Consider the following 20,618-nt stretch of genomic DNA (forward strand, 5'->3'; position numbering starts at 1 on the left):
ATGGCCGGAGCACCGGTCCATTGAGGAGGAGTGGATGAAGCTGCTGCCCAGTTACCGCGACCGGCGTGCCTGCACGACGGTCACTTCGAGCCTGCCGGGGCGTGTTCCATGCCGGGTCCCGGGCAAGGCCGCGCGAGCGGCCGTCGTGCTGGCCGGTGCGGCGATGGTCCTCGCCCCCATCGCGGCAGGCGCGCAGAGTCGTGCCGCTGCCGACTTCCCCACGCGGCCGATCCGCATCATCATCGGCTTCACGCCCGGGGGGCAGCCCGATATCTTCTCGCGCCTTATCGCCAGCCGGCTCACCGACGTGCTCGGTCAGAACGTGCTCGTCGACAACCGGCCCGGCGCGGGCGGCACCATCGGTGCGAAGCTGGTGGCCGATGCGGTGCCCGACGGGCACACGCTGCTCGCGGTCTCGGGCGCCCACGTGATCCAGCCGTCCGTGGCTCGGGTCACCTACGACACGGTGCGCGATTTCGCCGGCATCACCCAGATGTTCACCAGTGCCTACCTGCTGGTGGTGCCCAATTCACTGCCCGCGACTTCGGTCCGCGAGGTGGTGGCGCTGGCGCAGGCGAAGCCGGGCCAGCTCAACTACAGTTCCGCAGGCACCGGCAGCGGCACGCACTTCGCTGCCGAGATGTTCAAGGAAGCGGCGAAGATCGACGCGGTGCATGTGCCCTACAAGGGCATTCCCGAGGCGCTCACCGACACCATCGCGGGACGGGTGCAGTTCTTCATGGCGCCGCTGTCGAGCGCGATGACCATGGTCAAGGACGGCAAACTGCGCCCGATCGCCGTATCGACCGCGAAACGGGTGGGTACCCATCCCGAACTGCCGACCATCGCCGAGACCATCCCCGGCTTCGACTTCGACTCCTGGGGCGGCATGCTGGCGCCGGCGAAGACGCCGCGCCCGGTGATAGATCGCCTCAACGCCGAGATCGTGCGCGCGCTCGCGCTGCCGGACATCATCGCGCGCATGCGTGCGCTGGGGGCCGAGCCCGTGGCCGGGACGCCGCAGGCGTTCGACCGCTTCATCCGGGAGCAGCTTGCCGTGATCGCTGCGGTGGCGAAGCGCGCGGGGATCAACCCGCCCTGAGCGCGGCGCACAGGGCGGTACCGGGGCTCACTCGATCACGATCTTCTGCTCGCGGATCACCCGGCCCCAGCGTTCGATCTGGGTGCGGATCCACTTGTCTGCCTGGGCCGGCGTGCTGCCCACCGCTTCCAGGCCCTGCTCGCCGAGCCGCTCGCGCATCTCGGGCTGGGCGAGGATCTTCACCGTCTCGGCGTGCACGCGGGCGATGATCTCGGCCGGGGTCCGTGCCGGTGCGAGCAGTGCGACCCATGACTCAGCCTCGAAGCCGGGCAGCGTCTCGTTCATCGTCGGCACCCCGGGCAGCGCCGGGCTGCGCTTCTCGGATGTCACCGCGATCGCGCGCAGCTTGCCCGCCTTCCAGTGGCCGGAGATGCTGGGCACGGTCGCGAACATCGCATCCACCTGGCCGCCGATCAGGTCGGCCAGCGCGCCCGATGCGCCCTTGTACGGGACCTGGGTGACTTCGACCTTCGCGGTGAGCTCGAGCAGTTCCACCAGCAGCCGCGCCGGCGAGCCCGGCCCGACGATCGCATTGTTCAGCGCACCCGGCTTCGCACGCGCCAGCGCCAGCAGGTCCTTCACGCTCTTCGCCGGTACCGCCGGATGCACCACCAGCACCAGCGGCCCACGCACCAGCAGCGAGATCGGTGCCAGGTCGTTCACGGTGTCGTAGGCGATGCTCTTGAACAGGTGCGGATTGGTGGCATGGCTGTCGAACACGGCAAGCAGCGTGTAGCCATCGGGAGCGGCCTTCACCGCGGCGGCCGTGCCGATGGTGCCGCCGGCACCGGCGCGGTTCTCGACGATCAGCGGCTGGCCCAGGGCCTCGCCCAGCCGCGTGCCGACCAGCCGTGCGGTGATGTCGGCCAGGCCCGCCGGTGCGTTGGGCACGATCAGGCGGATCGGCCGCGACGGCCAGGCGGTGCCGGGTGTGGTCTGCGCCGAAGCGGTGGCGACGCAGAGGGCGGCGCTGCAGGCCGCGGCAATCTGCAACGAAAGGGCGGACGTGCGCCGCCACGGCGCGACGCGAGAGCGCGCGGCACGATGGCTGCCCGGCGCGGTGCATGGGTTCGACACGGTTCTGGTCCTCCGGATGGCCGGGCCCTTTTGACGGCAACCTCGGCTGCGGGTAAGTTTGACGCATCATGCAGATCCCTGCATGCCTGCATTGCCGCACCCTGCAGCCGCACCTGCACCCCAGCCGAGCCGCCCCATGCCCGATACGAACGACACCGCCGCCTCGCCAGGCAGCAGCCTGCAGGGCTCGGTCAGCCCCGCCGAGTGGACGCTGCGTTGCGAACTCGCAGCCGCGCACCGCCTGGTCGCGCATTTCACGTTCGTCGACATGACCTACAACCACATCTCGGCGCGCTGTCCGGACAACCCTGAGCACTTCCTGGTCAAGGCCGACAACGTGTTCATGGAGCAGGTCACCGCATCCAACCTGGTGAAGTACGACCTGTCCGGCCGGCAGGTGGCGCCCTCGGCATGGAAGGCCAGCCCTGCCGCCTACAACGTGCATGCCTCGGTGCTGTCGGCGCGCCCCGAGATCATGTCCGCGGTGCATACGCATTCGCCGGCGAACCTCGCGGTGTCGGCGCAGGCCGACGGGCTGCTGCCGCTGACGCAGCAGGCGATGCGCTTCTACGAACGCATCGCCTATTATCCGAACGAGGTCGACGACACCACGCGCGAGGGCACCGACTTCATGGCGAAGGCGCTTGGCGACAAGTGGGTGATGATTCTCGAGAACCACGGTGCGCTGGTCTGTGGCACGACCATCGCCGAGGCGTACATCTATCATCACTTCTTCGAACTGGCCTGCCGCGCGCAGATCGGCGCGCTCGCCGGCGGAGTGAAGCTCAAGGTGCCGTCGCACGAGACCTGCGTCGAGCGGGCGCGCAAGTTCGGACGCATCGGTGCCTACGATTCGAAGAGCCGCGACTGGGTAGCCAGCATGGCCCTGGTCGAGAAGCACCACCCCGACTACCGCAGCTGACCGCCCACCGGCAGGTCGGTTCGCATCCACGACGATGCGGGCGCCGGGGCGAGCCCGGTACTGCCCGCGACAGGAGGAATCTTGGCGCAGTTCAAGTTGCTGAATCAGCGCGGTGCCGACGGCACGCCGCGCGCGGCCATCCTGGCCGATGATGACCGTGTGATCGACCTGCTCGATGCGCTGCCGGGCACGTCCTGGGCCGCGTCGACGCTCTCGGTGCTCGGCGCCTGGGACATCGCCGAGCCCGCGCTGGCGGCGCTCGCCGGCGCATCCGGGGTTGCCTCGCGCCCGCTGTCTTCGGTCGAACTGATGGCGCCGCTGCTGTACCCGCCGGCGATCTACTGCACCGGCGCGAACTACCAGGCCCATGCCGGCGAGATGTCCGCCGAAGGCGCTGGCGTCGACAAGGCGAACACCCAGCCCTACCTGTTCCTGAAGTCGGGCCCGCACTGCGTGGTCGGGCCGAAGGACGAGATCCGCCTGCCGGCGATCTCGAAGAAGGTCGACTGGGAGGGCGAGTTCGCGGTGGTGATCGGCCGGCGCGCGCGCAACGTCGCGCTCGCCGATGCGATGAAGTACGTGGCCGGCTACACCGTGATGAACGACGTCTCGCTGCGCGACCTGTCGCGCCGTCCCGACTGGCCGCGCTGGAACATCGACTGGTTCGGCCACAAGAACTTCGAGACCGGCGCGCCGATGGGGCCGTGGATCGTGCCTGCATCCCAGGTGCCCGACCCGTACGCCTGTCGGCTGGAGACCTGGGTCAACCAGGAGCGGATGCAGGACACGCTCGTCGCCGACCTGATCTTCAACGTCGCCGAACTCATCGAATACCTGAGCCGCCGGATGACACTGCTGCCCGGGGACGTGATCGCGACCGGGACGCCGTCGGGCGTCGGGCGCCCGCGCGGCATCTTCCTCAAGCCTGGCGACCGGGTGCGGGTGACGATCTCCGGTATCGGGACGATCGACAATCCCGTGGTGCAGGGCGAGTAGGCTGCGGCGCCGATGGCCGACGCGGGGATCTCGGATACGCAGGCGGATCGTCGCTACGATGTCGGCGGCGTGCTGCTCGACCGGCCGTTCCGCATTCGCCGGCTGGGGCACTTCGGCTACAACGTCGATGACATCGCCGCGTGCCTGGAGTTCTATTGCGAATGGCTGGGCCTGCGCATCTCCGATCCGCAGGACCTCGCGGCGAACCATCCCAAGCGCGACGAACTCAAGGCTCTCGGCGACACGAACCTGTACTTCATCCGCCACGGCACCGACCATCATTCATTCGTGTTGTTCAACCGGCGGGTGTTCAACGCGCTGGGCCGCGCAGATGCGCTGCCGCCCGCGGTCGACCTGAACCAGCTCACATGGCAGGTGGGGAGCCTTGCCGAAGTGTCGAATGCGATCGACTACTTCGCCGGGCATGGCATCGCGATCAACCGCGTTGGTCGGGACATGCCGGGCTCGAACTGGCACGTGTACCCGATGGACCCGGAAGGACATCGCAACGAGCTCTATTACGGCATCGAGCAGATCGGCTGGGCGGGGACCGCCAAGCCGCGCGCGATGCACGAGCGCGGCTTCCGTCAGCGCCCGACCCTGCCGCAGGTCGGTGAACTCGCCGAGGTCGAGCGGATGCTCGCCCAGGGCATCGATCCGTCGTCCGGGTACCGGCATCCAGAGGCGCTGCCGGCCGTGCACGATGTCGACGGCGTGCTGCTCGCACGCCCGTTCAAGATCGTGCGGCACGGGCCCCTGCGCCTGTTCTGCAACGACATCGACGCGATGGCGACTTTCTATGTCGAGAGGCTCGGCTTCATCCTGACCGAAGCCGTCGAGTGGCAGGGCCATCGCTGCCTGTTCCTGCGCTGCAATACCGAACACCATTCGCTGGCGCTGTACCCGGCTGCCGTGCGCGATGCGCTGGGATGGCCGGGCCCGTCGACCGTCCTGAGCTTCGGGATGCAGGTGGCGACCTATCGCCAGCTGAAGGCAGCCATCGCCTGGCTGGAAGATCGGGGCTGCCGCTTCGTCGACCTGCCGGCGGCCCTGAGCCCCGGAATCGACTGGTTCGCCATGGCGCTCGACCCGGCAGGCCATGGCGTGCAGCTCTACTTCTCGATGGAGCAGGTCGGACGTGGCGGCCTTGCGTCGCCGCGCGCGCAGCGAATCTTGCCGCCGTACGGGCAATGGCCGGCGGTTGTCGAGCCGACGCCCGATGTCTACATGGGCGAGGCGTTCCCGGGCCCCTGGGGCTGAAGCGTCGTGCGCGGGCGCATCGCCTCTGCGCCGCGCGGCGATCAGCCGCCGCCGCCGCTGCCGAAGCGGTACACGACTAGCGACCCGCGCAGGTTGGGCAGCGCGGTGACCTCACGCCCCTCGTGCAGTGCGATCCGCTCCAGGATGCGGATCCGGTGCTGCGCGCAGAACGCCTCGAAGTCGGTCATCGTGCACAGGTGGATGTTCGGCGTGTCGTACCAGTGGTGCGGGAATTCGTCGTTCACCGGCATGCGGCCCATGGCGAGCTGGATACGGTTGCGCCAGTAGCCGAAGTTCGGGAACGACACGATGCCCTCGCGGCCGACGCGCAGCATCTCAGACAGGATGCGTTCGCTGTTCTTCATCGCCTGCAGCGTGAGGGACAGCACCACGTAGTCGAACGACCCCGGATCGAACCCGGACAGGCCCGACTCGAGGTCCATCTGCAGCACGTTGATGCCGTTCTTCACGCAGGCCGGGATCTTCGCGTCGTCGATCTCGATACCGTAGCCGCGCACGTCCAGCGACTCGCGCAGGTGGCGCAGCAGCGAGCCGTCGCCGCAACCGAGGTCGAGCACCTTCGCGCCGCGGCCGATGCGCCCGGCGATCACCGCGAAGTCGGCGCGCGGGCCCTTCATCGCGCGCCCCCGGTGATCTCGGCATGGATGCGATCGACATAGGCGCGCACAAGCGCGTGGTAGCGTGGGTCATCCAGCAGGAAGGCATCGTGGCCGTGCGGCGCGTCGATCTCGCCATAGGTCACGTCGAGCTGGTTGCGCAGCAGCGCCTGCACGATCTCGCGCGAGCGCTCGGGCGCGAAGCGCCAGTCGGTAGTGAACGAGACGACGAGAAAGCCGGCCCGTGCGGCGGCCATTGCCTTCGACAGGTCGCCGCCGCACTCCGATGCGGGGTCGAAGTAGTCGAGCGCCTTGGTGATGCGCAGGTAGGTATTGGCGTCGAAATACTCGGCGAACTTGCCGCCCTGGTAGCGGAGGTAGGACTCGATCTGGAACTCGGGTTCGAAGCCATAGCCGATGCTGCCGTGGCGCAACTGGCGTCCGAACTTGCTGGCCATCGCATCGTCGGACAGGTAGGTGATGTGCCCGACCATGCGCGCCACGCGCAGCCCGCGCACCGGCGTCGCGCCGTGCGCGTAGTAGTCGCCGCCGTGGAACTCCGGGTCGGTGAGGATCGCCTGGCGCGCGACCTCGTTGAAGGCGATGTTCTGCGCGGACAGGTTCGGTGCGCAGGCGATGACCAGCGCATGGCGCAGGCGGTCGGGGAACTGGCGCGTCCACGACAGCGACTGCATCGCGCCGAGGCTGCCACCCATGACCGCAGCGAAGCGCTCGATGCCGAGGTGGTCGGCCAGCCGCGCCTGCGCGGCGACCCAGTCCTCGACGGTGACCAGCGGAAAGCTCGCGCCGTACGGACGCCCTGTCGACGGATCGATGCTCATCGGGCCGGTCGATCCGAAGCAGCCGCCGAGGTTGTTCACGCCGATCACGAAGAAGCGGTCGGTATCGATCGGCTTGCCTGGCCCGATGATGTTGTCCCACCAGCCGATGTTCTCCGGATCGTCGGCGTAGAAGCCCGCGACATGATGCGATGCATTCAGCGCATGGCAGACGAGGATCGCATTCGAGCGGTCGGCGTTCAGTTGACCGTAGGTCTCGTAGACCAGTTCGTAGGATGCGATCGAACGGCCGCAGCGCAGCGGCAGCGGCTCGCTGAACGTCGCGTGCTTCGGTGTGACGGCACCGACCGATCGGGCCGGGGTGGAGGTATCCATGCGGCAGGCGGGAAGCTGGAGTGCGGGCGGCAGGCGCCGCCCCCGAACGAAAAAGCCCCGGTGTGCTTGCGCAGGCCGGGGCGGAGAAATCTTCATTTCTCTTTAGCCGCATTTCTAGCGCGCCCGCAAGCTGAATTCAAATCGGCGCGTGATGACAGGATGCACGGTAACCCCGGACGCGGGCAGCTGTCAAACGCCCCGGTGCCGGTTCATGCGTTCAGCCGTTCGACCAGCCTGCGGATACGGTCGGGATCGCGGGTGCGGGCGATCCGGCGCGCCATTGACGAGATGTCCGACAGCTGCGTCTTCAGGATGCGCTGCTTCACCTCCAGCAGAAAGGCCGGGTGCATCGACAGCTGGCGCAGGCCGAGCCCGATCAGCAGACGCGTGAGATCGACGTCACCGGCCATCTCGCCGCACACCGCGATCGGCACCTTCGCACGGTTCGCGCGCTCGGCGACGCTCGCGATCAGCGAGATTACCGCCGGGTGCAGCGGGTCGTACAGGTGGGCGACCGCGTCGTCGGTACGGTCTATCGCCAGCGTGTACTGGATGAGATCGTTGGTGCCGATGGACAGAAAGTCGAGGTGCTTCAGGAACACGTCCAGGGCGATCGCGGTGGCCGGGATCTCGACCATGCCGCCGATCGCGACCCTGGGCGCGAACGCGATGCCGTCATCGACCAGGCTCGCTCGCGCGCGGGCCACCGAGGCCAGCGTCTGCGCGAGTTCGTGTTTCGTCGACAGCATCGGCACCAGGATGTTCAGCGTGCCGAATGCCGATGCGCGCAGCAGCGCGCGCAACTGGGTATGGAACAGCGGCGGGTCGGCCAGGCACAGCCGGATGGCGCGTAGTCCGAGCGCCGGGTTCGCCGATGCGCGTTCAGAGCCGCGCAGTGTCTTGTCGGCACCGATATCGAGCGTGCGGATGGTCACCGGCAGCCCGTCCATCGCCCTGGCAACCGCCCGGTACGCTTCGAACTGCTCGTCTTCGTCCGGCAGCTCGTCGCGGTTCATGAACAGGAACTCGGTGCGAAACAGGCCGACGCCCATGCCGCCATTGGACCGGACTTCAGCGACATCGTCCGGTCCTTCGATGTTGCCGAGCAGCTCGATCGTACTGCCGTCGATGGTCGATGCAGGCCTGGTTGCCAGCCGCTGCAGCTTGGCGCGTTCGATGCCGAGCGCTTTCTGGCGCAGCCGGTACTCCGACAGCACGGCGGGATCGGGATTGACGATCACCACGCCCATCGTACCGTCGATGATCAGCTGGTCGTTCTCGCGGATCAGCGCGCGCGCGCGGTGCAGCGCGACGATGGCCGGTATGTTCAGGCTGCGCGCGACGATCGCGGTATGCGAGGTGGAGCCTCCGAGGTCGGTCAGGAAACCGGCGAACGGCAGCTGCTTGAACTGGATCATGTCCGCCGGCGACAGGTCGTGCGCGACCAGGATCGCGCGTGCACTGCCGGGAAGCGCACGGGGGATGTAGCCGGGCTTGCCGGCCAAAACCTTCATCACCCGCTCGACGACCTGCAGGACATCGCCCTTGCGCTCGCGCAGGTAGGGATCGTCGATGGTATCGAACTGGTCGAGCAGCAGGTCGAGCTGCAGCTTCAGTGCCCACTCGGCATTGCACTGCTGGCTGTCGATCAGGTCTAGCGGTCCCTGCGACAGCGTCGAGTCGGCCAGGATCATCTGGTGCACGTCAATGAACGCGCCGAACTCCGCTGGCGCTGCAGCCGGTATGCTGCCGCGAAGCTGCGTCAGTTCGTCGCGTACGCTGGCGAGCGCGGCGGCAAAGCGCTGGCGCTCGTTCCTCAGTTCGCCGGCCGGGACCAGGTACTGCGCAACCTCCAGCGTCGCATAGGACACCAGGTGCGCCGGCCCGATCGCGATGCCGTCCGAAGCGCCGATGCCATGCATCGTGAAGCTCATGCGCATCGAACGCGCGGCTGCAGCGTCTGCTGCGGCCGATCCATCGGCCGCCGTACCGCCCGCGCGGCTGGCGGGCGCCAGCGGATGTCCGGCGCGGGCCATCGTCGCGGTCACTCGCCTTCGCCGAACCGGTCGGCGACCAGCGCGGCCAGCGCTGCAGACGCTTCAGCCTCGTCCGGGCCTTCGGTCTCGATGCCGATACGCACGCCGCGTGCGGCAGCCAGCATCATCACGCCCATGATGCTCTTCGCATTCACGCGGCGGGCGTCGCGCGTCAGCCAGACCTCGCACTTGAACTGGCCCGCGAGCTGGGTGAGCTTGGCAGAGGCGCGCGCATGCAGCCCGAGCTTGTTGACGATGTCGACTTCAGTGCGGAGCATCGGTCTGTCCTGTTCCCTGTTCCGGCTGCTGCGGCATGCGTACCACCCCTTCGCAGCCGCCGCTGATCGCCTTGGCAAGCATCTTTTCCAGCGTCTGGTCGCGATAGGTGAGCGCACGGATCAGCATCGGAAGGTTAACCCCCGCGATGCCCTCGACCCGCCCCGGTTGCAGCAGCCTGGAGGCGAGGTTGCACGGTGTCGCCCCGTAGATGTCGGTGAGGATCAGCACGCCGTTGCCGTCGTCGAGGTGGGTGACGAGATCCTGCGCCTGCGGCAGGATCGCCACCGGGTCGTCATGGATGGTCACGCCCAGTTGCCGCACGCGCATCGGCCGCTTGCCGAGCACGTGGCTCGCGCAATGGATCAGGCTCTCGGCGAGCGTGCCGTGCGCGATGATCAGGATGCCGATCACCGGTCCGCTCCGTTGGTCGCGTCGGAGCCGGTGGCGGGAAGCGCAGCCAGCCGCTCCAGCGCATCGATCATCAGCGCGGCCGGATCGCACGGGGTCTGCCGAGCGATTTCCTGCATGCCGGTCGGGCTGGTCACGTTGATCTCGGTCAGGTGGGTGCCGATCACGTCCAGGCCGACGAGGGTCAGCCCGAGGTCGCGCAGCACCGGTCCGACGGTCTCCCCGATCTCGCGGTCGCGCGCGGTCAGCGGGCGGGCGACGCCGGTGCCACCAGCCGCCAGGTTGCCGCGTGTCTCGCCCGCCTTCGGTATCCGCGCCAGTGCGTAAGGCGCCGGCGCGCCGTCGATCAGCAGCACGCGCTTGTCGCCGTCGCGGATCTCCGGCAGGTAGCGCTGTGCCATGACCGTGCGCCGCCCGTGGTCGGTGATCGTTTCGATGATCACGCCGATGTTCGGGTCGTCGGTACGCACCCGGAAAACGCCGCTGCCGCCCATGCCGTCGAGCGGCTTGAAGATCGCATCGCCATGCTCGGCGAGGAACTCGCGCAGCACCGGCTCGAGGCTGGTCACCAGCGTCGGCGGGGCGAACTGCGGGAAGCGGGCCACGGCCAGCTTCTCGTTGAAGTCGCGGATGGTGCGCGGGTCGTTGACTACCCGTGCGCCCTGGCGAGCGGCCAGTTCCAGCAGGTGGGTCGCGTACAGGTACTCGTTGTCGAACGGAGGGTCCTTGCGCATCAGCACGACGTCGAAATCCGACAGCGGCATGAATGCCTGCGCCGAAGCCTCGAACCAGTCGCACGGATCGGCACCGGGCGCCTTCAGGGAGACGGCGGCGGCGAAACCGGACACCGCGCCCCCGCGCACGATCATCTCGCGCGCTTCCATCGCGAACAGGTCGTGCCCGCGGCGCGCGGCCTCGCGCATCATCGCGAAGGTCGAGTCCTTGTACGTCTTGAAGGTCGCCAGCGGGTCGGCGATCACCAGCAGTTTCATGCCGACATGGTAATCGGGAACACGCTCGCGGTCACATCTCCTGCTGCGGCGCTGCGGTAAGCGTCTCGATCTCGCGCGCGGCGGCGAGCAGTGCCAGCCGGGCGATCACGCCGTAGGCATAGAAACGGTTCGGGGCGGCATCCGGTGCGGCGCCCGGGTCGGGGATCGAGCAGGGCGTCTTGAACGCGAGCGGCACGAAACTCATGCCGGGCGCGTTCAGGTTCTGGTCCTGCCCGCGCTCGGTGTGTACCCGGTAGAAGCCTCCGACCACGAAGTGGTCCATCATGTAGACGACCGGCTCGGCCACTGCACCGTCGACATTCTCGAACGTGTACACCCCTTCCTGCACCAGCACCTCGTGCACCTCCAGCCCCTCCTTCACCACCGCCATCTTCTTGCGCTGGTTGCGGTTCAGCTGCTGCACCTCGCTTGCGTCGCGCACCGTCATGATGCCCATGCCGTAGGTGCCGGCATCGGCCTTTACGATCACGAAGGGGTCCTGGTCGATGCCGTACTCCCGGTACTTGGCCTTGATGTCTGCAAGCATCTCGGACACGTACCCGGCCACGCATTCCTCGCCCTGCCTGTCCTTGAAGTTGATCTTGCCGCAGCGCTCGAACAGCGGGTTGATCAGCCAGGGATCGATCCGCAGCAGCGACGCGAATTCCCTGGCGACGGTGTCGTAATGTGCGAAATGCTGCGACTTGCGGCGTGTGGTCCAGCCGGCCTGCAGCGGCGGCAGCACCCACTGGTCGAGCCCCTTGAGCACCTCGGGCACGCCGGCCGACAGGTCGTTGTTCAGCAGTACGACGCACGGGTCGAAGCCGGCGACTGTCAGCCGGTTGCCCTTGCGAACCAGCGGTTCCAGCGTGATGGAGCGTCCGTCGTCGAGCGCGATGTCGGTCGGTGCGGTGATTTCGGGCAGCAGCGTGCCGATGCGAACGATCAGCCCGGCCGCACGCAGTATGGTGGTCAGTGCCGCTACGTTCTTCAGGTAGAACTGGTTGCGGGTGTGGCTCTCCGGTACCAGCAGCACGCCGCGTGCATCCGGACAGATCTTCTCGATCGCCGACTGGGTGGCCTGCACGCACAGCGGCAGGAAGTCGGGGTTCAGGTTGTTGAACCCGCCGGGGAACAGGTTGGTATCCACCGGCGCCAGCTTGAAGCCGCTGTTGCGCAGGTCGACCGAGCCGTAGAACGGGCTTGCGTGCTCCTGCCACTGGCTCCGGAACCAGTGCTCGATCGCCGGCTGCGATTCGAGGATGCGCTTCTCTAGATCGGGCAGCGGGCCGGACAACGCGGTCTTCAGGTTCGGGACGGGCGTGGCGGGAATCGGCATGGGCATCGACATCGGCTGGGCACAATCATGTCTGGTGGCCGGCCAGTGTAGCCGATCACGCAGTCCGCCCTGCCTGCCGGCCCGATAGCCGACCCTCGGGTTACCCGCGCCTCGCGCGTCCGGGGCCGCGCGAGGCGCGGGCGATCCTGACTGAGGTGGCAGCCAGCCGTGCCGGGCGGTAGTAGACTTCCGTCCCGACACTACTGGAGGATCCCGTGACCCCGATCGTCAAGCACCGGCGACAGACCGGTAACGCAGCCATTCGCGCTGCATCCCCGCAACCCCACGCCTGTGCGACGGCGGTACTCCGCAGTGCCTCGTGCGCCCGCATGCCGGCGCTGCTGCTTCTCGGCACGCTGGCCGGCGCTGCCGGTGCGGCCGACTACCCGGCCAAGCCGGTGCGACTGGTGATCCCGTTCGCGCCTGGCGGCAGCAACGACATCGTCGGCCGCCTCGTCGGGCAGCAACTGCAGGACCGGATCGGCCAGCCGTTCATCATCGATAACCGGGCCGGCGCGGGTGGCGTGCTCGGTACCGAAATGGTCGCGCGTGCGCCGGGCGATGGCTACACGCTGCTGATCGTTTCGGTCGCCCATGCCTTCAACCCGGCGCTGTACAAGCTGTCGTACGACTCGATCAAGTCGTTCGCGCCGGTTGCCCTGGTCGGCAGCGGTCCGAACGTGATGGTGATCAACCCGCAGTTGCCGGTGAACTCGGTGAAGGAACTGATCGCCTACGCGCGCGCGAACCCGGGCAAGCTCAACCTCGCTTCGGCCGGCATCGGTTCGTTCCAGCACCTGTCTGGCGAGTTGTTCACCCGGATGGCGAAGATCGAGATGACGCATGTGCCGTTCAAGGGCGGCGGCCCGGCGATGACCGACGTGATCGCCGGCCAGTCGCAGGTGACCATCGGCTCGCTGATCCAGATGCAGGGCCACATCCGGTCCGGCCGACTGAAGCCGCTTGGCGTCGGAAGCCTGAAGCGCAATGCGACATTGCCCGACCTGCCATCGATCAGCGAGGCTGGATTGCCCGGTTACGAAGCCATCAACTGGTGGGGTGTCGTCGGTCCGGCGTCCCTGCCGCAGCCGATCATCGCGCGGCTCAACAAGGAGCTCAATGCGGCGCTCGCCAATCCGGACATGCTCAAGCGCCTGGAAGGCGAGGGCGCCGTCGCCACGCCAGGTACTCCGGCAGAGTTCGGCAAGCTGATCGTTGCGGAGACCGCACGCTGGGGCAAGGTCGTGCGCGAGGCCGGCATCAAGGCCGAGTAACGCGGCGTCCGCCAGACGAAAAAAAACGGGCACCCGAAGGTGCCCGTTTTTCATTCGAGGCAGGCGATCAGTTGTACGCTTTCTCGCCGTGCGAGCTGACATCCAGACCTTCGCGCTCCGCTTCTTCGGTGACCCGGATACCGACGATCAGGTCGACGATCTTCAGCGCGATGAACGTGACCACCGCCGACAGAACGACCGCGATCAGCACGCCCTGGAGCTGGACCCACACCTGCCCGCCGATGCCGGCCGCCAGAGGCTGGCCGCAGACGTTCTTGATGTAGTCGCAGATGCCTGCGCCGCCAAGCGAGGGCGATGCGAAGACGCCGGTGAGGATGGCACCGACGATGCCACCCACGCCGTGCACGCCGAACACGTCGAGCGCATCGTCTGCGCCGAGCATCCGCTTCAGCCCGGACACACCCCAGAGGCACAGGAAGCCGGAGACCAGCCCGATGATGATCGCGCCCATCGGTCCGACGAACCCGGCGGCCGGGGTGATCGCCACCAGACCGGCGACGGCGCCGGAGGCGGCACCCAGCATGCTCGGCTTGCCCTTGCCGATCCACTCGGCAAACATCCAGGACAACACGGCTGCCGCCGCTGCGACCAGCGTGTTGACGAAGGCGAGGCCGGCGACACCGTTGGCTTCCAGGTTGGAGCCGACGTTGAAACCGAACCAGCCGACCCACAGCATCGATGCGCCGATCATCGTGAACACCAGGTTGTGTGGCGGCATCGCTTCACGGCGGAATCCGATGCGCGTGCCGATCATGTATGCGGCGACCAGGCCTGCGACGGCCGCATTGATGTGAACCACGGTACCGCCGGCGAAGTCGAGTGCACCCTTGGCCCACAGGAGACCGGCGCCTGCGGTGACGGCCTCGAGCGTCTTCTCGTCGGTGATCGCATCCGGGCCGTCCCAGTACCAGACCATGTGAGCCATCGGCAGGTAGGCGAACGTGAACCAGATCGCCAGGAACAGCAGCACCGCGGAAAACTTCATCCGCTCGGCGAACGCGCCGACGATCAGGGCAGGGGTGATCGCCGCGAAGGTGAGCTGGAACACCACGAACAGGTATTCCGGAATGTAGACGTCCTTGCTGAAGGTTGCCGCCCCGGTTGCATCGGTCACACCCGACAGGAAGAGCTTGTCGAGACCGCCCACGATCTGGCCGCCGCCGGTGAAAGCCAGCGAATAGCCGTAGATCACCCAGAGAACGGCGATCATCGAGAACGTGACGAACACCTGCATCAGCACCGACAGCATGTTTTTCTGCCGTACCAGGCCACCGTAGAACAGGGCGAGGCCGGGGATGATCATGAAGATCACCAGCACCGTGGCGATGAACATGAACGTGGTGTCGGCCTTGTTGATGTTCGGCGGCTTGGGTGCTTCGGCGGCTGGCGTATCCGCCGCCTTCTTCGCTTCGGCGGCTGGCGCGGCCGAAGGTGCGGGCGCTACCTTCGCCTCTTCGGCTTTCGCTTCCATCTTGGCCGGTTCAGCCGCGGGCTGCGCGATCGCGCCCGCGCTGAACGCGAGCGAGACGGCAGTTAGCAGGGTCACGAGCAGCTTCTTCATGCGATCTCCGGATCTTGTTGACAGATTGCAGGGCGTGTCAGAGGGCGTCGGCGCCGGTTTCCCCGGTGCGGATACGCACGACCTGTTCGAGTTCGTAGACGAAAATCTTGCCGTCACCGATCTTGCCGGTGCTTGCGGACTTTTCGATGGCTTCGATCACCTGGTCGAGCATGTCCGTCTTGATCGCGACTTCGATCTTGACCTTGGGCAGGAAGTCGACCACGTACTCTGCGCCGCGATACAACTCGGTATGGCCCTTCTGTCGTCCGAAACCCTTGACTTCGGTGACGGTGATGCCCTGGACGCCAATGGCTGACAGGGCTTCCCGCACTTCGTCGAGCTTGAACGGCTTGATGATGGCAGTGACAAATTTCATGGTGTGTGCCCCTCGACCGACAAAAAAAGGGGGCCGGCGAGGCCGGCCCCCGACGTTTGGTGTTTAGAAAGTCTTCTGTACGCCGACGGTCCATGCGCTCTTGCCGATGTTGCGGCCGAAGCGGTTGTTGTAAAACGCGTCCTTGGCGTTGGTATCCGTGTAGTTCAGGCTGAAGTTCAGCCCGAGGAACTCCTTCGTGACGCCGAGGCGATAGTCGGTGTAGGCGCCGTTCGCGCTGTTCGGACCGTCGTAGGTCTGGCGGCCGACGTGGCCGATCAGGCTGAAGCCGGTGTCACTGATCGGCAGGGTGGCGGTCAGGTCGAGGTAGTCGCTGCCGCGTGCATTGTCGATACCGAACGTGTCGCCCAGCGAGTACGAGTACTTCAGCGTCGCGAACTTCCAGGTGACGGCGGCGTACAGTTCGTTCGTGTCGGCCTTGGCCGTGCCGGCCGACAGGCCAGCGGTCGGCACGCGACCCGGGAAGTTGTAGCGCAGGAAGCCGACGTCGAACGTGAGGTCACCGACCGGCATCTTGAAGCCGAGGTAGGTATCGATCTCGACCGAGTAGCTGCCACCGTTGTAGGCGGTCGAATCCGTCAACCAGCTGACGTTCGAGCCCCAGAGGCCTGCGTAGAAGCCGCTGGCGTGGCTGTAGTCGAAGCCACCCTGCAGCGCCGGTTTGCGGTCGGTCTGCGTAAGGCCACGGAAGATGTACTGGCTGAACAGTCCGACATTGCCGGTGAAAGTATGGGGAGATTCGGGTGCCTTCGCCTGCGCCATCACGGCCATGGGTGTTGCCAGTGCGGCGGCAACGGCACCGGTCAGCAGGGTTTTGTTGAACTTGTTCATTCTTGGAGCCTCCAAGGGTGTATCGATTTCACAACATAACGATGTCTCACCCGACTTGAAGCATACTTTGTGCCAGCAAAAAAACATCGCTGATACAGAGACTTGCCGCCAGGAGGACATCTCGCGGAGCGCTCTCTGCACCGCGTCGGTGCGGGAATGGGCTTTCGCGCACTGATCAAGTGCAAAAGACGCGCAGAAACAGTCATCTGCATCGTCAGTCTCCACCGTTTCTTGAGGCCTCAACAAACAAACAGTCGTTTGAGTGACAGGCTGTTGCGGCTGCGCAACAAGTCGACCGGATCAACGAAGTTGCCAGGCCAGCCGCGGAATCGCTGTGGCAACAGTGTTTTCCGGTGCGATCCGGTGCGAGCGGTTTGCCTATACTTTCACTCGGTCGTCTGGACTCATCCAGACCTACACTGCCGGAGCGTGCCGATGATCAATCAGAATACCCTTGATGACCTGTCGCGCCGCGTGCGTGAACTGGTCGCCAGCAGCCCGGCGCAGGATGTCCAGCGGAACGTGCGTGCGGTGGTCGGGTCCGCATTGCAGCGGATGGACCTCGTCACCCGCGAGGAGTTCGACGTCCAGGCCGCCGTGCTTGCACGCACCCGCGAAAAGCTCGAAGCACTCGAGGCGCGGGTGGCAGGTCTGGAGCGCGGTGCCGCCGGTGGGTCGCCCGTGCCGGTCGATTCCGCTGGCTGAGCAGCGGGACGGGCCGTAACCCCTGGTGCCTGCGGGTCCGGTACACGCCCGGACCCGGGGTCCTGTACTGCGCTCGCCGGCCGTCGTCCGGCGGGCATCGATCCGCGACAGGCTGACATGCACGAACTGCCCGCACCCGCTGCCACTCCTGCCCGCCCGGCCGCGAGCCCCGTGGCGGTGCTGCGCAGCCGGGCGCTGCTCGGCATGGAAGCGCCATCCGTCCGCGTCGAAGTGCACCTCGCGAACGGCCTGCCGTCCTTCGCGCTCGTCGGTCTCGCGGAAGCCGAGGTACGCGAAGCCCGCGAGCGGGTGCGGGCTGCGATCGCCAACAGTGGTTTCGAGTTTCCGGCGCGGCGGATCACCGTCAATCTCGCGCCCGCCGAGTTGCCCAAGGAAAGCGGTCGCTTCGACCTGCCGATCGCGATCGGTATCCTGGTGGCATCGGGCCAGCTGCGTCGGCCCAGGCAGGCCGCGGCGGCGTCCGCGTGGCTCGATGCACACGAATTCGCCGGTGAACTTGCACTGACCGGCGATCTGCGGCCGGTGCGCGGGGCGCTCGCGATGGCCTGGTTCGCGGCGCGGGAAGGCCGGGCTTTCGTGCTTCCCGAGGACAGCGCGCGCGAGGCGGCGCTGGTCGACGGTGCGCATGTCCTGCCGGCGGCGGACCTTTGCGCGGTAGTGCGCCACCTGGCCGGCGAACGTCCGCTTGAACCGCTGATGCGCCCGCTGTACTGCGCTCCGGACGCGGTGGCGGCGGGTGCAGACGACACCGTCGCCGACCTCGCCGACGTGTCCGGGCAGCCGCAGGCCCGCCGGGCGCTCGAAATCGCGGCCGCTGGCGGGCACAGCCTGCTGCTGGTCGGCCCGCCGGGCACCGGCAAGACTATGCTTGCGTCCCGCCTGCCGGGCATCCTGCCTTCGATGACCGATGCCGAGGCGCTCGAGTCCGCCGCGATGCAGTCGCTTGCCGAGGGCGGCTTCGACCTGCGCCGATGGCGTCGCCGGCCGTTCCGGGCACCCCACCACACCGCATCTGCGGCGGCGCTGGTCGGCGGCGGCAGCCTGCCCCGGCCGGGGGAGATCTCGCTCGCGTTGCATGGGGTGCTGTTCCTCGATGAACTGACCGAGTTCGATCGTCGGGTGCTGGAGGTCCTGCGCGAGCCGCTCGAGAGCGGCCGCATCACGGTGTCGCGTGCCGCCCGGCGCGCGGAGTTTCCCGCGCGCTTCCAGTTCGTCGCCGCGATGAACCCGTGTCCGTGCGGCTACCTCGGCCATCCGTCCGGACGCTGCCAGTGCGGGCACGAACAGATCGAGCGTTATCGGCGCCGGATTTCCGGGCCGCTGATCGACCGGATCGATATCGCGCTCGACGTGCCTCCAGTGCGCGAGCACGATCTGCTCGAGGCACAGCCTGGCGAATCGAGCGCGACGGTCAGGGCGCGGGTGGCGCGCGCCCGGGATACCCAGCTCACGCGGCAGGGCAGGCCCAACGCCCTGATCGAGCCGGGAGAACTCGACCGTCACTGCGCGCTGGACGCGCCCGGCCTGGCGCTGATCCGTCGGGCGCTCGATCGGTTCTCGCTGTCCGCGCGTGCCTACCAGCGCATTCGCAAGGTGGCGCGTACGATCGCAGACCTCGACGAAGCGGATACGATCGTCGCTGCCCACGTGGCCGAGGCGATACAGTTGCGGCGATTCGACCGCGGCGGCTGAGCGCGCGCGGTTCGGGGCCCAGGTGGTAGCCTCGAGCCATGGGGCATTGCCTGCCCGAACCCGCGATCCTGCCACGAGTCCCCGATGAACGAAGACCTGCCGCCACGCGCTTCGCTGAAGTTCGCCCGCACCGATCCTGCCGATCCGGACTTCCGGGTGCGCTACCTGGATTCGTCCGACCTGTGGAGCGCACCGCGCCTCACGCAGGTCGTTGATGTGCGCCATGCGCGAATGGTCTACCTGTCCGGCCAGGCGCCGGCCGACGCCGGCTACAAGGTGGCCAGCCAGGACTTCCGCGCGCAGATGCACAAGGTGTTCGACAACATCGAGGTGGCGCTGGCCGTCGCCGGGGCCACGCTCGCCGATATCGTCAAGACGACCACCTACCTGACTGACATCCGCAATCGCGAAGCGATGCGCGCCGTGCGCGGCGAACGGCTCGGCCACCTGCATGCGCCGCCGGCCAACACGGCCCTGGTCGTATCCAGCCTGATCGAGCCGGAGTTCCTGGTCGAGGTCGACGTGGTTGCAGCGGTACCCTTTCGCTGAGCGCGGGCCGCAAGGCGGTGCCAGTGACCGCAGGTGACCGGTCGGGCGGGCAGCAACGCACGCATGGGGCACTGCTGCCCTGGCTGCTGGCCGGGCTGGCGACGATCGGTCCATTCGCGATCGATACCTACCTGCCGTCGTTCCCTTCGATGGCGCGCGACTTTGCAGTGGGCGAACTGCTCGTCCAGCAGACGCTGTCCGCGTACATGGGCAGTTTCGCGATCATGACGCTGTTCCACGGTGCACTGTCCGATTCGTTCGGGCGCCGACCGGTGATCCTGGTGAACCTGCTCGTGTTCGTGGCTGCATCGATCGGCTGCGCGCTCGCCCCCACGATCGAGGCCCTGCTCGCCTGCCGGGCGCTGCAGGGCATGTCCGCCGGGGCCGGCATCGTCGTCGGCCGGGCGATCATCCGCGACACTTACGACGGCCCGATGGCCCAGCGGCTGATGTCGCAGGTGACGATGCTGTTCAGTCTCGCGCCCGCGGTGGCACCGGTGATCGGTGGCGTGCTCGACATCGCGTTCGGCTGGCGCTCCATCTTCGTATTTCTCACATTCTTCTCGTTGCTGCTCTGGGCAGGCTGCGCATGGACGCTGCCCGAGACCCTTCCGAAGACCGACCGCCAGCCATTCCGCGCAGCGCCGCTCGTGGCCAGCTACGCACAGGTATTCGGTAGCGTGCGTTTCGCGATGCTTGCGCTCGCGGTGGCGTTCAACTTCGCCGGTTTCTTCATTTACGTGGTCTCGGCGCCGGCGGTGATCTACCGGCACCTGGGGTTGTCGGCCACCGATTTCGCGTGGCTGTTCGTACCGGGAATCGGCGGGGTGATGATCGGCGCCTGGCTGTCCGGCCGACTCGCCGGGCGGGCGACCCCGGAGCGCACGGTGCTGCTCGGGTTCGCGGTGATGGCGACGGCCGCCTGCCTGAGCATCGGCTACCACCTGGCGTACCCACCAGCGGTGCCGTGGACCGTGCTGCCGTTGATGCTCTATGCGCTCGGGATGGCGCTCGCGATGCCCAGCATGACGCTGCTCGCCCTCGACCTGTTTCCGCGCAACCGTGGCATGGCCGCATCGGTACAGGGATTCACCCAGTCGATGTGCAATGCGCTTCTCGCAGGGCTGATCTCGCCGCTGGTTGCCGGTACGCAGTTGTCTCTTGCCGCCACTGCCGGTATCGCGATGGTGCTGGGCGCAGCCTGCTGGCTCAACTATCTGCGCCTGACCCGTCGCCATGCCGGCTCGCCGGTCAATCCGACCCTGAAATCGTAACGCCGGCGTGACATGTGCAGGCGGCTCGGCACGCCGCCGACAGGTCGCCGCCCCGAGGGTGCGTGCTAGCATCTGCGGTTCGATTGTCCGCAG

General features: G+C 67.2%; 20 protein-coding genes. 9 read left to right on the top strand and 11 right to left on the bottom strand.

Annotated features, from left to right (window positions below; translation table 11 throughout):
- Window positions 1-34: 34 nt before the first annotated feature.
- The gene (locus ING98_06515) at window positions 35-1,102 is read left to right on the top strand and encodes a tripartite tricarboxylate transporter substrate binding protein (protein ID MCA3101506.1); all 1,068 of its coding nucleotides are present in this window, start codon (window positions 35-37) and stop codon (window positions 1,100-1,102) included.
- A gap of 27 nt (window positions 1,103-1,129) precedes the next feature.
- On the opposite strand, the gene ING98_06520 is transcribed toward ING98_06515, so the two are convergent.
- Entirely contained in the window at window positions 1,130-2,179 is a 1,050-nt protein-coding gene (locus ING98_06520; protein MCA3101507.1) for a tripartite tricarboxylate transporter substrate binding protein, read from the bottom strand.
- A 136-nt stretch (window positions 2,180-2,315) separates the two neighbouring features.
- On the opposite strand from ING98_06520, the gene ING98_06525 reads away from it, so the two are divergent.
- The 3 genes from ING98_06525 to ING98_06535 all read left to right on the top strand — a co-directional run bounded on the left by ING98_06525 (window position 2,316) and on the right by ING98_06535 (window position 5,357).
- Window positions 2,316-3,101, top strand: coding sequence for a class II aldolase/adducin family protein (locus ING98_06525; protein ID MCA3101508.1), 786 nt, complete (start codon window positions 2,316-2,318; stop codon window positions 3,099-3,101).
- Between the two features lie 81 nt (window positions 3,102-3,182).
- On the top strand, window positions 3,183-4,097 hold the full coding sequence (locus tag ING98_06530; GenBank protein MCA3101509.1) for a fumarylacetoacetate hydrolase family protein: 915 nt from the start codon (window positions 3,183-3,185) through the stop codon (window positions 4,095-4,097).
- 12 nt (window positions 4,098-4,109) lie between these two features.
- Complete coding sequence (locus ING98_06535; GenBank protein MCA3101510.1) at window positions 4,110-5,357, top strand: VOC family protein; 1,248 nt, start codon at window positions 4,110-4,112, stop codon at window positions 5,355-5,357.
- Window positions 5,358-5,398: 41 nt separating this feature from the next.
- Here ING98_06535 and metW read toward each other — a convergent pair whose 3' ends face one another.
- The 7 genes from metW to gshA all read right to left on the bottom strand — a co-directional run bounded on the left by metW (window position 5,399) and on the right by gshA (window position 12,203).
- Window positions 5,399-5,995, bottom strand: a complete 597-nt coding sequence (gene metW, locus ING98_06540; GenBank protein ID MCA3101511.1) for a methionine biosynthesis protein MetW — start codon at window positions 5,993-5,995, stop codon at window positions 5,399-5,401.
- Window positions 5,992-7,149: a homoserine O-acetyltransferase gene (locus tag ING98_06545; protein MCA3101512.1), complete on the bottom strand. Its 1,158-nt coding sequence runs from the start codon at window positions 7,147-7,149 to the stop codon at window positions 5,992-5,994. Before ING98_06545 ends, metW begins: the two co-directional genes overlap by 4 nt.
- A 209-nt stretch (window positions 7,150-7,358) precedes the next feature.
- Entirely contained in the window at window positions 7,359-9,083 is a 1,725-nt protein-coding gene (gene ptsP / locus ING98_06550) for a phosphoenolpyruvate--protein phosphotransferase (GenBank protein MCA3101513.1), read from the bottom strand.
- Between the two features lie 110 nt (window positions 9,084-9,193).
- On the bottom strand, window positions 9,194-9,463 hold the full coding sequence (locus ING98_06555) for an HPr family phosphocarrier protein (GenBank protein MCA3101514.1): 270 nt from the start codon (window positions 9,461-9,463) through the stop codon (window positions 9,194-9,196).
- A complete protein-coding gene (locus ING98_06560) occupies window positions 9,450-9,875 on the bottom strand; it encodes a PTS sugar transporter subunit IIA (GenBank protein MCA3101515.1) in 426 nt (141 codons plus the stop codon). Before ING98_06560 ends, ING98_06555 begins: the two co-directional genes overlap by 14 nt.
- The gene (gshB, locus tag ING98_06565) at window positions 9,872-10,864 is read right to left on the bottom strand and encodes a glutathione synthase (GenBank protein ID MCA3101516.1); all 993 of its coding nucleotides are present in this window, start codon (window positions 10,862-10,864) and stop codon (window positions 9,872-9,874) included. The genes ING98_06560 and gshB overlap by 4 nt, the downstream gene beginning before the upstream one ends.
- 31 nt (window positions 10,865-10,895) lie before the next feature.
- Entirely contained in the window at window positions 10,896-12,203 is a 1,308-nt protein-coding gene (gene gshA / locus ING98_06570) for a glutamate--cysteine ligase (GenBank protein MCA3101517.1), read from the bottom strand.
- 329 nt (window positions 12,204-12,532) lie between these two features.
- On the opposite strand from gshA, the gene ING98_06575 reads away from it, so the two are divergent.
- Entirely contained in the window at window positions 12,533-13,477 is a 945-nt protein-coding gene (locus ING98_06575; protein MCA3101518.1) for a tripartite tricarboxylate transporter substrate binding protein, read from the top strand.
- A 67-nt stretch (window positions 13,478-13,544) separates the two neighbouring features.
- On the opposite strand, the gene ING98_06580 is transcribed toward ING98_06575, so the two are convergent.
- The 3 genes from ING98_06580 to ING98_06590 all read right to left on the bottom strand — a co-directional run bounded on the left by ING98_06580 (window position 13,545) and on the right by ING98_06590 (window position 16,284).
- Entirely contained in the window at window positions 13,545-15,059 is a 1,515-nt protein-coding gene (locus ING98_06580; GenBank protein MCA3101519.1) for an ammonium transporter, read from the bottom strand.
- 37 nt (window positions 15,060-15,096) lie between these two features.
- Entirely contained in the window at window positions 15,097-15,435 is a 339-nt protein-coding gene (glnK, locus tag ING98_06585) for a P-II family nitrogen regulator (GenBank protein ID MCA3101520.1), read from the bottom strand.
- 63 nt (window positions 15,436-15,498) lie between these two features.
- Window positions 15,499-16,284, bottom strand: coding sequence for a hypothetical protein (locus ING98_06590; GenBank protein MCA3101521.1), 786 nt, complete (start codon window positions 16,282-16,284; stop codon window positions 15,499-15,501).
- A gap of 435 nt (window positions 16,285-16,719) precedes the next feature.
- Here ING98_06590 and ING98_06595 point away from each other — a divergent pair, with 435 nt between their 5' ends.
- The 4 genes from ING98_06595 to ING98_06610 all read left to right on the top strand — a co-directional run bounded on the left by ING98_06595 (window position 16,720) and on the right by ING98_06610 (window position 20,525).
- On the top strand, window positions 16,720-16,989 hold the full coding sequence (locus tag ING98_06595) for an accessory factor UbiK family protein (GenBank protein MCA3101522.1): 270 nt from the start codon (window positions 16,720-16,722) through the stop codon (window positions 16,987-16,989).
- A gap of 117 nt (window positions 16,990-17,106) precedes the next feature.
- On the top strand, window positions 17,107-18,702 hold the full coding sequence (locus tag ING98_06600) for a YifB family Mg chelatase-like AAA ATPase (protein MCA3101523.1): 1,596 nt from the start codon (window positions 17,107-17,109) through the stop codon (window positions 18,700-18,702).
- 84 nt (window positions 18,703-18,786) lie between these two features.
- On the top strand, window positions 18,787-19,251 hold the full coding sequence (locus ING98_06605) for a RidA family protein (protein ID MCA3101524.1): 465 nt from the start codon (window positions 18,787-18,789) through the stop codon (window positions 19,249-19,251).
- Window positions 19,252-19,334: 83 nt separating this feature from the next.
- Window positions 19,335-20,525: a multidrug effflux MFS transporter gene (locus tag ING98_06610; GenBank protein ID MCA3101525.1), complete on the top strand. Its 1,191-nt coding sequence runs from the start codon at window positions 19,335-19,337 to the stop codon at window positions 20,523-20,525.
- Window positions 20,526-20,618: the final 93 nt, after the last annotated feature.

Source organism: Rhodocyclaceae bacterium (genome assembly GCA_020248265.1).
Taxonomy (GTDB): Bacteria; Pseudomonadota; Gammaproteobacteria; order Burkholderiales; family CAIKXV01; genus CAIKXV01.